This window comes from Butyrivibrio sp. FCS006, assembly GCF_000424525.1.
In the GTDB taxonomy this organism is placed as follows: Bacteria; Bacillota; Clostridia; order Lachnospirales; family Lachnospiraceae; genus Butyrivibrio.
In genome coordinates this window covers 112,321-127,769 of sequence record NZ_AUKB01000013.1, presented here as the reverse complement: position 1 = coordinate 127,769, position 15,449 = coordinate 112,321, and the positions used below count along the sequence as shown (strand labels likewise).

The 15,449-nt window shown below is 45.0% G+C and carries 11 protein-coding genes; 7 read left to right on the top strand and 4 right to left on the bottom strand.

Features of this window, described 5'->3' with window-relative positions; genetic code table 11:
• The first annotated feature begins 20 nt into the window (after positions 1-20).
• The 3 genes from G633_RS0105330 (at position 21) to G633_RS0105320 (ending at position 4,189) form a co-directional block, all read left to right on the top strand.
• The gene (locus G633_RS0105330; RefSeq protein ID WP_026519295.1) at positions 21-1,583 is read left to right on the top strand and encodes an ABC-F family ATP-binding cassette domain-containing protein; all 1,563 of its coding nucleotides are present in this window, start codon (positions 21-23) and stop codon (positions 1,581-1,583) included.
• An 18-nt stretch (positions 1,584-1,601) separates the two neighbouring features.
• On the top strand, positions 1,602-3,014 hold the full coding sequence (locus G633_RS0105325) for a hypothetical protein (RefSeq protein WP_026519294.1): 1,413 nt from the start codon (positions 1,602-1,604) through the stop codon (positions 3,012-3,014).
• Between the two features lie 83 nt (positions 3,015-3,097).
• Positions 3,098-4,189 (top strand): radical SAM protein, encoded by a 1,092-nt coding sequence (locus tag G633_RS0105320; RefSeq protein WP_026519293.1) that lies wholly within the window; start codon positions 3,098-3,100, stop codon positions 4,187-4,189.
• A 37-nt stretch (positions 4,190-4,226) separates the two neighbouring features.
• On the opposite strand, the gene G633_RS0105315 is transcribed toward G633_RS0105320, so the two are convergent.
• Positions 4,227-5,483, bottom strand: coding sequence for a DNA polymerase Y family protein (locus G633_RS0105315; protein ID WP_026519292.1), 1,257 nt, complete (start codon positions 5,481-5,483; stop codon positions 4,227-4,229).
• Positions 5,484-5,507: 24 nt separating this feature from the next.
• Complete coding sequence (locus G633_RS0105310) at positions 5,508-6,929, bottom strand: amidophosphoribosyltransferase (protein ID WP_022767640.1); 1,422 nt, start codon at positions 6,927-6,929, stop codon at positions 5,508-5,510.
• 170 nt (positions 6,930-7,099) lie between these two features.
• Between G633_RS0105310 and G633_RS0105305 the strand changes: the two genes are divergently transcribed.
• Both G633_RS0105305 and G633_RS0105300 read left to right on the top strand, forming a co-directional pair.
• The gene (locus G633_RS0105305; protein ID WP_026519291.1) at positions 7,100-7,741 is read left to right on the top strand and encodes a DUF4867 family protein; all 642 of its coding nucleotides are present in this window, start codon (positions 7,100-7,102) and stop codon (positions 7,739-7,741) included.
• 106 nt (positions 7,742-7,847) lie between these two features.
• The gene (locus G633_RS0105300; RefSeq protein WP_026519290.1) at positions 7,848-8,282 is read left to right on the top strand and encodes a hypothetical protein; all 435 of its coding nucleotides are present in this window, start codon (positions 7,848-7,850) and stop codon (positions 8,280-8,282) included.
• A 131-nt stretch (positions 8,283-8,413) separates the two neighbouring features.
• On the opposite strand, the gene tnpA is transcribed toward G633_RS0105300, so the two are convergent.
• Positions 8,414-8,899, bottom strand: coding sequence for an IS200/IS605 family transposase (gene tnpA, locus G633_RS0105295; protein ID WP_026519289.1), 486 nt, complete (start codon positions 8,897-8,899; stop codon positions 8,414-8,416).
• A gap of 96 nt (positions 8,900-8,995) precedes the next feature.
• Here tnpA and G633_RS0105290 point away from each other — a divergent pair, with 96 nt between their 5' ends.
• Positions 8,996-10,399 (top strand): RNA-guided endonuclease InsQ/TnpB family protein, encoded by a 1,404-nt coding sequence (locus G633_RS0105290; protein ID WP_026519288.1) that lies wholly within the window; start codon positions 8,996-8,998, stop codon positions 10,397-10,399.
• Between the two features lie 37 nt (positions 10,400-10,436).
• Here the strand turns inward: G633_RS0105290 and G633_RS0105285 are convergent, their stop codons facing one another.
• Positions 10,437-12,959, bottom strand: coding sequence for a glycoside hydrolase family 2 TIM barrel-domain containing protein (locus G633_RS0105285; protein WP_026519287.1), 2,523 nt, complete (start codon positions 12,957-12,959; stop codon positions 10,437-10,439).
• A 242-nt stretch (positions 12,960-13,201) separates the two neighbouring features.
• On the opposite strand from G633_RS0105285, the gene G633_RS0105280 reads away from it, so the two are divergent.
• A complete protein-coding gene (locus tag G633_RS0105280) occupies positions 13,202-15,448 on the top strand; it encodes a glycoside hydrolase family 2 protein (protein ID WP_026519286.1) in 2,247 nt (748 codons plus the stop codon).
• The last annotated feature ends 1 nt before the right edge of the window (position 15,449 follow it).

Below are 15,449 nucleotides of genomic sequence, written 5' to 3'. Positions count from 1 at the left end.
GAAGTGGAGTGTGCATTACTATGAGTATTTTAAATGTTGAGCATCTGACACACGGTTTTGGTGACAGAGCTATCTTCGATGACGTTTCCTTCAGGCTCCTAAAGGGCGAGCACATCGGCCTTGTGGGCGCCAACGGCGAGGGAAAGTCGACTTTTATGAACATCATAACCGGTCAGCTTATGCCTGACGCCGGCAAAATTGAATGGGCCAAGAACGTGAAGGTGGGCTACCTTGATCAGCATGCAGTCTTAAAACAGGGCATGACCATTAAGGATGTGCTATCTTCAGCCTATGACGAACTCTTTGAAATGGAGCGCAGGATGAACGAGATCTGCGATGCCATGGGTGAGGCAGATGAAAAAGAGCTTGAGGACTATATGGAGGAGCTTGGGACCATCCAGGACCTTCTTACCAATCACGATTTTTACCTGATAGATTCAAAGATTGAGGAGGTTTCAAGGGCTCTCGGATTTTTGGAGCTGGGCCTTGACAGGGATGTTACCGAACTTTCCGGTGGACAGAGAACAAAGATACTGCTTGCGAAGCTTCTTTTACAAAAACCCGATATATTGCTTTTGGACGAGCCTACAAACTATCTGGATGCCGAGCACATCGTGTGGCTCACCAGATACCTTCAGGAGTATGAGAACGCATTTATCCTGATCTCTCATGACATTCCGTTCCTCAACAGCGTGGTAAATATCATTTATCACATGGACGGCTATACACACGCCCTGGAGCGCTATGTGGGCGACTACGACAAGTTTATGGAAGTGTATGAGGCCCAGAAGGCGCAGAGAGAAGCTGCTTACAACAGACAGCAGCAGGAGATCGCAGAGCTTAAAGACTTTGTTGCCAGAAACAAGGCCAGGGTTGCCACAAGAAATATGGCCATGGCAAGGCAGAAGAAGCTTGATAATATGGACCTCATCGAGAAGATTCAGGAGAAGCCAAAGCCTGAGTTTTACTTCAAGACAGCCAGAACCCCCGGCAAGTTCCTCTTTGAGGTAAAAGACCTTGTGATAGGCTATGATGAACCTCTGTCAAAGCCGCTTAATCTGGCCATTGAGAGAAATACCTTCACTGTTCTTACAGGAGCAAACGGAATCGGAAAGACCACTCTTTTAAAGAGCATTCTCGGCATAATCCCTCCGATCTCAGGTAAAGTCCAGAGGGGTGAAAACGTTGAGATAGGGTATTTCCAGCAGGAGATGCCACCGGATATCGAGACCACCTGTCTTGAGGAGATCTGGAATGAATTTCCCGGATTTTCACAGTACGAGGTAAGGTCAGCCCTTGCTAAATGCGGACTTACAACCAAGCACATCGAGAGTAAATGCAAGGTCCTCTCCGGAGGTGAGCAGGCAAAGGTAAGGCTCTGCAAGCTAATGAACAGAGAGTCCAACATTCTGGTGCTGGATGAGCCTACAAACCATCTGGATGTCGATGCAAAAGAGGAGCTTCACAGAGCTCTTAAGGAGTACAAGGGCACAGTCATTATGGTCTGTCATGAGCCTGACTTTTATCAGGACCTTGCTACGGACGTTCTGGACTGCACGAAGTGGACAACAAAGCTGATTTAAGAAAATAGGGTGTTGCGCATGAAGAGAAGACAATTACTGATAATACTGGCTACAGCTCTTTTGACAACGGGCTGTGGTGGATTTAATTCCAACAACGAAGCTATCGAGGCAGATACTGCCCCGGCGGCTGAGGTTACACAGGAGGCTTTGCAGAGTGAACCTGAAGCTGAGCCTGAGCCGGAAGAGCCCGAGAATACGTACGAGCTGGCATATCCTTATGAAGAGCAGCTTGCAGTTATCAGTGACAACTCTGATCTCTGGGAGCTTACTGAGGAGGACATGGAGGTCTTTTCACCCTTTATAGATTATGGCTATGCCATAGATGATCTGGACAGGGACGGATATCTGGAGGTGATAAAGACCTTCTGGGGCGATGATACCAAGCTCTATCAGACTTCGATCTATGAGACTACAGATGACAAGGCGCTCAGTGAATGGAAAATGGATGTCTTCAGAGCGCTGGATGTAGAGCCGTGCCTTAGTGATGTTGACAGCGTATACATCATAGAAGATGAAGATGCAAAATACATGGTTTATGCAACCGTACGTGAATCTGCCGATGCCTACTGGGGTATGAATACCTTCTACAGAATGTTTATCGAGGACAATACGATAACCTTAGAAGAGATCAAGGACGGCGAGCAGTCCTGGTATTTCGGCAATGAAAAAGAGAGATTTTCATGGTTTAAGGATGTGACAGCTGAAAGTCTGCTGGTTTCTTATGAAAAGAAATATTACCGGGATGAAAGAGATACAACAGGCCTATACACTGCGTATCTCAATGGAGAAGCAGAGGCAATAATGGACTGCGAATTCGAAGACTATGATGCTGAGGCTGATTATCCTATTTATGATTACAAATATATTGACTGCGGAAGTGACGGTGAATATGAGCTTTTGGTCTTTGCCCGCAGTGATCCTGATATGATTCCTGCCAAACTCAGCTTTGTGATCAAAGAGGTCGGAGGCAAGTTATATATAAGATATATAACATATGTAGAGGCTGAAAGGCGTGAGGGAAACATCAGCGAACAGGGCTTTGTAGGTGAATTTGGCAAAGGCGGAGCGAATCTTGCGATATATGACTATGGCTTCCTTGATGCTGATGCCAGATATCATTTCTTCTACAAGATGCATTATTTCTTGACGGTCAATGATTTTGATTTCGGGGATGATGTAGAGATCGATATGGAGGAGTGGAAGGACACTCAGCTCATGGTCTACATATTATCCGAAGATATGAAGGATTCAGAGCACATCTATTATCATTACACTTATACCGGCAGCAAAAAGTATTACGAGAACGACAACGTGTTTAAGAACACCATGGAAGAAGCCGGATTTAAGACATATACAGAAAAAGAAATCAAGAAGATACTCTCAGATCGTGCAAAAGAAATAGGGCTGGACCCTTCTATCAGAAATGATTAAAAAATAGCGCACAATATAATAGCGAAAAATATAAAACGTGATATAATCGTTTGTAGCAATAACAAATATAAGAGGATCACGTTATGAGTAAAGGCTTTGATATTCAGGAGTATATGACCAGAGGAGTTGAGCGTGTTGTTGCCGACGCCGTAAGAGCCACTCTCAGAAACCCCAAAGAGAGCGCATATATGGCTAAATTCGCTATTGCCAGCAGCGCAGCTTCCAAAAAGAGAGCCAAGATGGAAGATGCAGGAGAACACGTTCCGCCATTCCTTATTGCAAGCATTACCAGCAGCTGCAACCTTCACTGTGCAGGCTGTTATTCCAGATGTAATGATGCTACCAATGACAATGAGCCTGTTAAGCAGCTCTCAGATGAGGATTGGAGCAAGATATTCGATGAAGCTGATGACCTCGGAGTAAGCTTTATTCTTCTTGCAGGAGGAGAGCCACTTCTAAGGCGCGGAGTAATAGAGGCTGCAGGCAAGAAGCAGTCAATCCTGTTCCCTATCTTTACAAACGGAACTTTCATGACAGAGAAGTACTTCGACGAATTTGATAAGAACCGTAATCTGATCCCTATCATGAGTATAGAGGGCGAGCAGGAAGCTACTGACAGAAGAAGAGGAGAGGGCGTATACGAGAAGCTTGTTTCAAACATGGATGAGCTCAAGAGAAGAGGCCTTATCTTCGGAGCATCTGTAACAGTGACAACTGACAATTTAAAAGAGGTTTCCTCCGAGAGTTTCATCAGTATGATGTCTGAGAAAGGCTGCAAGGCGGTTATTTTCGTAGAATTTGTGCCTGTAGATGAGAATTCTGAGCACCTTGCACCAGGCGATGAGGACAGAGAGTACTTAAAGGCAGAGATCATGAGACTCAGAAGAGAGCATCCTGAGATGGTATTCGTATCATTCCCTGGAGATGAGAAGAGTTCAGACGGATGTATCGCCGCAGGAAGAGGTTTCTTCCACATCAACTCACAGGGAGGCGCAGAGCCTTGCCCATTCTCACCTTATTCTGACATCAATGTAAAAGAGACTTCTCTCAGGGAAGCTATGAAATCCAAGCTTTTCCTTGAACTTCAGTCCGAAGGCGTCCTTCTTGACGACCACAAGGGCGGATGCGTCCTCTATGAGAAGCGCGCACAGGTTCAGGAACTTGCTGCAGTATAAAATACCAAAGACCGCCGTAAACGGCGGTCTTTTTTTGTCAAAAGCCTTTATGTATCAGACCATCCCCGAATTTATCGCGGATGGATCTTTCCATTTTTTCAAGCTTGTCGTCTTTTTCTTTCTTTTCTTTTTCTGCCTGAAGCTCTTTTTGCCCGGTGGTCATCCAGTCAAAGAGATTGCCCTGCCTGAAGGTTCCGTTATCAAGATGATCCACACCAACGCCAACAAGGCGTATGCCAACTCCTTCTTCAAAAATGCCGTTGTCGCCGGTAAGGAGCTCACCCAGCAGCATAAGAGCGTTTTCGTATATGGTATCCGCATCGTTGGTGGACTCAGCAAGACGGAGCTGTCTTGAAAAGCGCTTAAATTCGCTGGTCTTAACCTGAACACTTATAGTTCCGCCATAGACGTTATCTCTTTTAAGCCTTGCGGATACTTTATCCGAAAGATGCCTTACGATCGGAGGCATATCAGTGTCGAAATTGGCTGTGGTTATATCATTCTTAGTGGTGGTCTCGTTGGAGTAGCTCTTGGGATCATCCCTCTCAGGATGTACGGTTTCTGAGCCAATGCCGTTTGCACTCTGATATATGTATTCGCCTGCCTTCTCACCCAGGAGCGACGTTAAGAGCTCCTTAGAATATGACGCAGCATCTCCTATGGTCCTTATACCCACAGAGCGGAGCTTTTCTGCGGTCTTTTTGCCGCAGCCGTACAGGTCTCCGATATCAAGTGGCCACATTTTTTCTTTGATTTCCGAGGGGAATAGTGTGTGAGTTTTGTCGGGCTTTGTAAAATCGCTGGCCATTTTCGCAAGGAGTTTATTGCTGGAAATGCCTACGTTTACAGTAAAGCCGAGATTATCCCTGATCTCGGCGCGGATCATCTGTGCAACATTTAGTGGAAAATCAGGGGAAGGATAGATGTCTTTTAAAGAAGTGACATCAAGATAAGCCTCATCAATAGAGACCTGCTCAAGAACTTCGGAGTAGGTCCTAAGGATACTGATAAAGGCGCTTGAATACTCATGGTAGGTCTTAAAATCCGAAGGAACAACCACGAGTTTGGGACATTTCTGGAGAGCGCTGGCAATGGGCTCAGCAGTCTGAATCCCGTATTTTTTGGCGGGGATAGATTTGGCGGTAACAATGCCGTGCCTGGTCTTAACATCCCCTCCGATAACGGAAGGGATGGTTCTAAGGTCTATGGAATCCGGATTCTCTTTTAACCTCTTAACTGCTGTCCAGGAAAGGAAGGCAGAGTTAACATCCACATGAAAAATGATATGTTTCATGTCTCTATCCTTTGATATCAAACGTTATTCTTTGCCGCTCCAACAGTAGGTGCAAAGCTTGCAGGGCTCGATCGGAATAGCCTCCACCATGTCATCGAGACGGTGGTAGTGAAGAGATGTGAAGTTGAGCTCTTTTCTGATCTCCTCGAGCATTGCTTCATACTGTGGTGAATCGGGGTCAGTGTATTTTCTTACGGTTTCTTCATTAGGACTTGGATAGCCCTCGAGCTTCTCGATGACGCGTCTTGTAATAAGCTCCATTTCGGAGTTGGAACGGGAGAAGTTAAGGTACTTGCATCCGTAGATAAGCGGAGGACATGCGGGTCTTATGTGAACCTCTCTTGCACCGCTTCTGTATAAAAACTCTGTGGTTTCCCTCAGCTGTGTTCCTCTTACGATTGAGTCGTCGATAAGAAGAAGGCTCTTGTTGTTGATGAGCTGATTGACGGGAAGGAGCTTCATCTTGGCGATAAGATCACGTCTTGACTGAACTGTGGGCATGAAGGATCTTGGCCAGGTTGGTGTGTACTTTACAAAAGGTCTTGAATAAGGGATTCCTGAGGTGTTGGAATAGCCGATGGCATGTGCAACACCTGAATCCGGAACGCCGGCTACAAGGTCAGGGTGAAGGCCTCTTTGCATATCACGCTGAGCAAGCTTGCCTCCGCAGCCATATCTGATCCTCTCTACGCTGAGTCCCTCGTAGGTAGATGCAGGGAATCCGTAGTAGATCCACAGGAATGTGCAGATGCGCATTTCGTCAAAGGCAGGAGCCACAATTTCAACGCTCTCCGGTGTGATATAGGCTATTTCGCCGGGGCCGAGTTCTTTATAGGGATCATATCCAAGATTGAGATAGGAAAAGCTTTCAAAGCAGACGCAGTAGCCCTCATCTTTGTGACCGATCTCAACAGGAGTTCTTCCGAAACGGTCACGGGCTGCATAGATGCCTTCAGGAGTCATAAGAAGAAGGGACATTGAGCCCTTGATTATCTCCTGGGCGTAACGTATTCCCTCAACGATAGTTACTTTCTGATTGATAATAGAAGCTACAAGCTCTGTGGGATTGATATCTCCACCGCTCATCTCAAGGAAGTGAGATCTGTTGTCGGCAAAGAGCTTGTTGGTTATTTCATCGATATTGTTGATCTTACCTACAGTGGTAATAGCATAGGTGCCATGATGTGACCTTACAATAAGTGGCTGGGGCTCAAAATCGGAGATACAGCCGATTCCGAGATTGCCTTCCATCTTGAGCATGTCATCTTCAAACTTAGGTCTGAAGTAAGACCTTTCTATGTTGTGAATAGAGCGGTCGAACCCTTTCTTTTTATCATAAACAGCGAGTCCGGCACGACGTGTGCCAAGGTGTGAGTGATAGTCAGTACCATAAAAGAGATCAAATACTGCACTTTCACGAGACGCTACACCAAAAAATCCTCCCATTGGAAACCTCCGGATGTAATGCGAATAAATGGTTGACAGATACGCTAACAATAATAGCACAACTATCAGCAATTTTTGAAGTATTTTTGATACAGATTGATAAGAAAAATGATAAGACTTGGTGTATCATTGATTATTGAGGAAGTATTTTGATTTTATAGGAGGACGATATGAAGATTTATAAGGTTACAGACCCGGAATTTGTTAATTACGGAAGAATCATTGAGGGGTACGAAGAGGAGAAGAAGCAGATTGCAGATACTCTTCGCGACAAGACTCCGATTCCTGAGGGAACAGCATATGTGGCTGAGGAGAAGGCTCTTCAGGAGCTTCCTGCAGCAGAGAAGATCACAAACTCATTATTTGGCGGATCTCCAATGCAGTTCGGATGGTGCAACGGACACAACACCAAGCTCAACTGCCTTGAGTATCACCGTTCAAGCGAGATCAACCTCGGCGCAACAGACTTTATCCTTCTTCTTGCTAAGAGAGAAGAGATCGTAGATTACAAGATCGATTCCAGCAAGGTTAAGGCTTTCCTTGTACCAAAGGGAGTTATGGTAGAGGTTTATGCTACAGCTCTTCACTATGCTCCATGTCAGGCAAGCAAGGATTCAGGATTCCAGGTACTTGTTGGACTTCCTAAGGGAACCAACGTTGGTAAGCCTGACTTTACACCTGCTAATCAGGAGGACAAGCTCATCACTGCTACAAACAAGTGGCTCCTTGCACATGCTGAGTCATCTGAGGCGAAGGACGGCGCTTGGATCGGCATTACAGGCGAGAACATCGATATCGCAGCTGATATCTGATAGGTATTTATAAGCTCTTTTACCTGTGTGACATTTCTGTGATACTTAATCGTTTATTATTGGTTTCAGTTAAACAAAAAACCAAAGACAAGGACGGTAAAGTATTATGAAAAAGATTATTTCAATGTTAACAGGTGTACTTCTTGCAGGAATTTTATTTGTTACTGGCGGATTTGCTTCAACAGTTGCTTATGCAGCAGACGACTCTGCCAAATACATAAAGGGAGCAACATTTTTAAGTGCTGTTCATGGCCAGACAGAAGACGGAACAGAGATTGTTCTGGCACTTTACGAGAAGAAGAATGGGGAAGACGTTGCCTACATAAATGATGGTATGGGACACATTTTTTCTGATTTTACCATCGAGTATGGCACAATAAAGGGAATTGGCCCGGTACAGTATATTACAGTTGGGAAGAATCTGGTTATAACATACTTTGAGTCAAACGGAATCCCCGGACTCATCGCTGAAGACGGCACAATTTATGCCTGCGAGTACCTTGATGCATATACAGTTTCACAGCTTATGAGCATGGACTAACTACATAACAGACAATTTTTGGCTAAGAATACGCCCGGGAAATCACATCAATTTCCCGGGCGCTTATTTTTGTTTATAAACATTGTGCGAGAAAACCCCTTCCGATGAAATCGGTTGTGGGATGAATCGCACTAGCTTTTCTTTTTGTATTTCCCCGTCTTAATGTATTTGCGTTTGTGTTCTTCTGTTCGCTGATCTTCAATGTATTTCTTAACCGTGTCAGGAGAAACACTTCCTGTAGTGGCACAGAAGTAACTTGCACTCCAGAAGGGTGAATCTCCCCACAGATACTTTTCTATATGAGTCCTATATGTATTTCTCACTTCTTTGGAAAGCTGTGATTTTAACGAGTTGATGAGTTTTACAGGAGCAACATCAGGTGGCATGGAGATCAGCAGATGCATGTGATCGACATCTGTCTCTGCTGAAATGAGTTCGCTGTTCATGCGTCCGCAGAGGTAAGCGGCGTAATTCTTCATGAAATCACCAATCTCATCTGTGATCACTTTCTTTCTGTATTTAGTCACGAAAATTACATGGTATGTGAGTTTGTATACGGAATGTGAGCCTCTTCTGTACTCGTTCATGATATCTGATTCTGCTATTGATTTTTGCATAAATTTACTCCTTACCCAAAGAGAACATGTGTTTGTGCATTTCTGAAATGTGTGCTATAATACTAACTATAGAATACTGCTAAGGAATTTACAACCGTGTACAGAACAAGGCAATACAGGATAAGCAAAAACCACATACTCTATGATTATTGCAGGGATATCTGCAGATCATCAGCCGTTCTGTACAACAGGGCAAATTTCATCTTAAGGCAGTATTCGTCATCAGTTGATTCAATGGCTGGATTCAAGCCTCTTTTCTCCAATCAGATGATGATTTACAGGCTCGTAAGGGATAATCTTTCAGGGACTAAATATCTTGGTGACAGCAAATGGCTATCATACAATGCATTGGACCATCTGCTAAAGATAACAAAGGATAAGGCATACTATGCCCTTCCGGCTCAGGCTAATCAGCAGATATTGAAACTGCTTCTTAGGGACTATAAGTCTTTTTTTGAAGCTGTAAAAGTATATGGAAGGAATCCTGAAGCTTTCACGGGTCGCCCTAAGATGCCGGGATATATATCACAGGGCTCGTTTAAAACAGCCATCCTGACAAATCAGATCTGCAGGATTAATAATGGCTGCCTTAAGTTTCCCGGAACCAGGGATAAGCTGTCTCTTGGCCAGCTCCCTGAAGAAGTGTGCCTTAAGGAAGTACGTATAAAGCCCGGCGGAAACAGTTTTGTCCTGGATGTAGTCCTTTCAGTGCCTGATAAAGGGATAATCCCCATGGCTGATAAGGATATCCTTTCTGAGCTCTCGGATATAGAGGATATAAACGACCTTAGAGTGATGGCCATAGATCCCGGGACAGACAGCATAGCAGCTGTAGCAAACACTTTTGGTGCAAGACCGTTTGTGATCAAGGGAGGAGTGATTAAGTCAATCAACCAGTTTTACAACAAAGAGATGAAAAGACTCTCTTCCTGTGCCATGATATGTAACAACAGGTACAGGACAAGAAGGATGAATGCTCTTACTGAAAAGAGGAACAGAAGGATAAAGGATCAGTTCCATAAGGTGAGCAGACAGCTTGCAGCCTATGCAAGGGATAACCATGTGGCCGTTGTAGTGATGGGACATAATACATACCAGAAACAGGAGATAGGTATAGGACATGTCAATAACCAGAATTTTGTGCAGATACCAATGCTGATATTTGCAGACATGCTCAGATACAAACTTGCTGAATATGGTATAAAGTTTGTTCTCACGGAAGAAAGCTACACATCAAAGGCAGACTTTCTTGCAAAAGACTATATCCCTGTGTATAAAAAGAATGCGAAAGAGAACTTCGCTTTTTCAGGCAAGAGGATACAGAGAGGACTTTACAGGCACTACGATGGTACAATAACAAATGCAGACATAAATGGAGCTGCAAACATCTTAAGGAAAGTATTCCCAAAGGTAAGCCAATGGGATAGGGGCATAGTGGACATGCCCTGTTCTGCAGGATGCATAGAGCATCCTACAGGTTCATGCCGCCATGCGGCATAACAGAAACCCTTTTCGACGTGGAGTCGGTGAGGGTAGTTCATTTTATATTGATCGTTGCACTTACACTTTCAAGTCCATCGCCTGATACTGTAAGAGTACAGGTTCCGCTTGTATAGCCGCTTCTTATAATAGCAGTTGCACGGCCCCTGTAGGCTGTAAATGAGCCGGTTGTATAATTCTCGTCTGTTATTGGATTGGCTGAGCCAAAGGCGGCAAGAGAGCCTTCTCCCGTAACTATTGCAGTCAGCTTGTTGTCAGCATCGGGAACAATATTTCCATCGCTATCTAAAATCTCTGCCTGAACGTAGTTCACACTGTGGCCATCGGCAGGCATTTCCTGCCTTTCGGCAATCAGCTTAATGGAGCTTACAGCGCCGGTTGTTGCCAGGGTGTCTTTTGAAATAACATCGTTTCCTTTATAGCTTACAGCTTCAAGTGTTCCCGGGACATAGGTGATATCAAAGAGGAATGACTTTGGCAGACCACATGCAAGTTTTTCTCCTTCCTTGCAGATGCCCATTGACTTGCCGTTAAGGAAGAGCTCAACACGCTCTGCGTTTGAGAATACGGCAACAAAAACAGGCTTATTGTCTGCGCCCTTCCAGTTCCAGGACTTTCTGACATCGGTAAATCCCCAGTTGCTGATCAGCTCTTTTTTGTCGTGGGTGGCAGGATCGTAGGAGTAGAGGTAAGTCTTATCGCTTCCCCAGATTACTGAGCGATATTCGCCCTGAGGCAGAATATGTCCGTTTATATCTACATCAGCATCGTTGGCAAGTCGCCATGGATAGGGTGATCCGTGTGACATCAGGGCAAAACCACCTATTTTATGCATGGGATCATTTTCTTCTAAGAAGACGGATTTTCCGATACCTGCTTCACCTATATAGTCAAAGGCAGTCCAGGTGAAATCACCGATAACGTATGGGGTGGATTCAACCATGGGCCAGCGAATGCCGATCTCCTTGGGGTAATTCTCTGAGCCGAGAATTACGCGCTCAGGGAACATCTCGTGGTCAAGAGTGTATTTGTCTTCCATGTAGTTGTATCCAACAATATCAAGGCTATTGGTGAAGGCTTCTGAGTACTCTTCCCAGCTGGTGTCGTTCTTACCGCCGTCTGCATTTTGAAGTGGAGGATTGCCGTCAGCATCAACACCGATGACCTTTTTCATATTTTCAGCAGCGAGCTCATCGTCAAGACCGCTCCAGTAAGAGCAGATCGCATTTGAAACGGGACGGCTGGGATCAAGGCTGTGAGCCTTATTTGCGAGTCGAGTTGCCAGGGTATAGCCGTTTCCAAGGCCTCCTCGCTCAGGAATTTCATTACCTGTGGACCAGATGATAACTGATGGGTGGTTCCTGTCACGTTTCATGAAGGCTGTAAGGTCTTTTTCCCAATCCGTATCAAAGTACTGGTTGTAGTCCCCGGGCTGCTTCATGATCCCCCAGGCATCAAAGGCTTCATCAAAGACATACATACCGATACGGTCGCAGGCCTCCATAAGCGCAGAGGAAGGGGGATTGTGAGTGGTTCTGATGGCGTTGAAGCCGATCTCTTTCATTATGGAGAGCTTGCGCAGCTCTGAGTCGTATAAAGAAACTGCTCCAAGCATTCCGTTGTCATGATGAAGGCATCCGCCCTTTAGCTTGACGGTTTTGCCATTGATCCTAAGGCCGTTAACAACGTCTGCAGTTACGGTCTTAACTCCGAATAAAACTGAAGTTTCGTCACAGGTTTCATGTGCTGTGGGGACAAAGTGAGTCCTGAATGTGCCAAGATCAGTCACAGAGCCATGGAGTCTGTAGAGATTCGGGTTTTCTGCATCCCAGAGCTCAGGTTTATCAAGAGTAATGCTGATATAGGCTGTCTCCGATGACGCAGGATTAACCTGGATCTTCTGGGAGCGGGAGATTATTACCTCATCGCTACCGTCTTTTGTCAGAAATGCGCTGACGCCGGCCATCTTATTGTCCAGGGTGTTATTCTGCACCTGAATTTCTACGCGAATATAAGCTCTGATGGCATTTCCTTCAGAGTCATACTCAATGCTTTTGGTGTAGCCGAAAATTCCATCATCTGCGATGTGGAGCTTTGGAAAGTGAAGCAGTTCCACGCTTCTGAAGATTCCGGCGCCGGTATACCAGCGGGAGTTGGGCTGCATGCTGGGATTAACCGTTATTGTGACGCTGTTCTCCCTGCCAAAATAGATGTAAGGCGTGATATCTACAGAAAAAGGAGCGTATCCGTAGTGCTGAAGAGCAACTTTGCAGCCGTTTACAGCTACAGTAGCATTCATCATGACGCCGTCAAACTTTAGGCAAACATCGTCATTTTCCCACTCTGTGGGGATCATTACCTTTTTGGTGTAATAGGCCACGCCCTCAGTAAAAAAGCCGCTTGAAGCCCCGGCAGGAGCATCCTTTTTTACAGAGCTGAAGATCATATAGTCGTGAGGGAGATCTACTTCACGAAGTGTACTTTCCCTGGATGGGTCGGGAAAACCATCTATAGTTCCGTAATTAAACTGCCATCCTCTATCAATATTCTGATTACGCATAGGTGAAAATCTCCTTGTTTTTTTCTAAATCATATATATCAAATAGCCAAAAGACAAGGTTTAATATTTACGGCAAAATAGGCTTTTACGAACAAAAAATCGGAGAAAGAAAAACAATATGCACTAAAAGACTTCTTTATCTTAAAAAATGTTCGATGGGATAAAAAGATTTGGCGTAGGCATGAGAGAGATCTCTGGGATAAAATTATCATGTAGAGATTATATTTTGTCCGGAGGAAATTGTGAGAAACGTATATAAGATAAATGACAACTGGACCTTTAAAAGAGGCGAAAAAGCCTCTGAAACAGTCAGTATACCTCATTGTTACAACGCCGTGGACGGTCAGGACGGCTCAAAGATGTTCCGTGGAGTTACGACTTATGAGAGAGACCTGGAGGTAACGAGCGATGATCTTAAGCGCACTGTAATCCTGGAAGTTGGTGCTGCGTCCCTTAGCAGCAGAGTATTTGTAAACGACAAGCTCTGCCATGAGCTTAGATGCGGCTTTTCAATGTTCAGAGCAGATATTACGAAGCTTCTGGCTATCGGCAGCAATACAATCCGCATAGAAGTCAGCAATGCAGTAGATAACACAATTTACCCCGCTATGGCCGATTTTTCTTTCTACGGCGGAATATACAGAGATGTAAACATCATAATTGATGATGATCTTCACTTTGAAGAAATAGGCAAAGGCCTTGACGGAATATATGTAAATCCCAAGGTTTGTGGGGACGATGGCGAGCTTAAGGTAGATGTTTTTGTCAAAAGAGAAAACGGATACGCAGGGAATGCAACCTGTATGCTCAAAGTCATCGACAGAGAAAGCGGTAAGGAAGTAGCCTGCGCATCTGTAGAAACTCAGGGCAGTCACACTAATTTGACCGCTGCCATTTCGGAAGTGAGCCTGTGGGACGGAGTCAATGGTCCATTTTTATATGACGCAGTTTTTGAACTCTATGACGAAAGTGGCAATCTGTGCGACAGAAGGACCATCCCTGTGGGCTTTAGAACAATCGAATATTCCTCGGAGAAAGGTCTTTTGCTAAACGGAAAGCCCTACAAGCTTCACGGTGTTGCCAAACATCAGGATTTTGGTGGCCTTGGAAACGCCATTACGGAAAAAGAGCTGCAGACAGACCTTGCACTTATCCTGGAAATGGGTGCCAATTCCGTGAGATGCTCTCATTACCAGCACTGTGACAGATGGTATGAGCTGTGTGATGAAGCAGGTCTTTTGGTTTGGGCGGAGATACCGGTTATAAGCTCAGTTCCGCAGAAGCCAGAGGCTGACGAAAACGCCATGAAGCACCTGGAACTCCTTATAGATCAGGTCAGAAACCACACCTGCGTTTACTGCTACGGCGTGCAAAACGAAGTCTGCATGGTTTCCAAGAACCCCTACACCTTTGACCTTGTGGACAGGCTCAGCAAAAAGGCAAGAGAGCTGGATGAGAGCCGCCTTATAGCACAGGCCAATGAGTATGGTACCGAAGATGATTCACCGATCCTTAATTCCACGGATATTCTGGGATACAACTTATACTATGGCTGGTATTACGGACAGATAGAGGATCTTCAGCCAAGGCTTGACAGTATACACTCTGCAAATCCGGACAAACCCCTTATACTGACGGAGTACGGAGTTGATACCAACGTAAGATTCCACAGCACAGAGCCAAAAGCCAACGATTACAGCGAAGAATATCAGCTGTTATTTTCTGAAAATGCCATAAATGCTGTAGAAGAGCGTGATTTCATGGCCGGTGGCTATGTCTGGAACATGTTCGATTTTGGCAGCGCCGGAAGGGCAGAAGGCGGAGAGAAGGGCAAGAATCAGAAAGGCCTTGTGACCATAGACAGGAAGATCAAAAAGGATGCCTATTATCTGTACAAAGCCCACTGGTCCAAGGAGAAGTTCATTTATATAGCAGGCAGGAGGTACGTCAACAGGCCCGGCGATATGACGGATATTACGGTCATTTCCAATGTAAAAGAGCTTTCGCTTAAGGTTAACGGTACTGATATAGATAAGAGGCCTGTAGAGGGCGCAATGACCGTATTTAAAGATGTAGCCATAAAGCCCGGTGAGAATGAGATTGTGGTTTATTGCGAAGAGCTTAGCGATCAGGTCACTGTCAATTCGGTAAAAGAGCCTGATCCGTCCTATATATGTGAGAAAAAGACAGACTCGGATAACGCTATTAACTGGTTTGAGGGGCTTGATCCCGAGACCATGGAAAAAGTGGACAAAACCGAGCTGGATCCAAGCTGCTTCACTTTTGAAGACCAGATTTGCGATATTTTTGAAAATAGTGATGCTAAGGCAGTGTTTATCAAGTACCTGAAGCCTATAACAGAGGGACCACGATTTGATCCTTCATCACCGATAACAGTAAATGCACTGCTTGGCTTTGTAAAAGCCTTGAACATACCGGAGCCGCTACTTGTTTCCTGTGAGCAGGAGCTTAACAAGATTAAGAAATGAA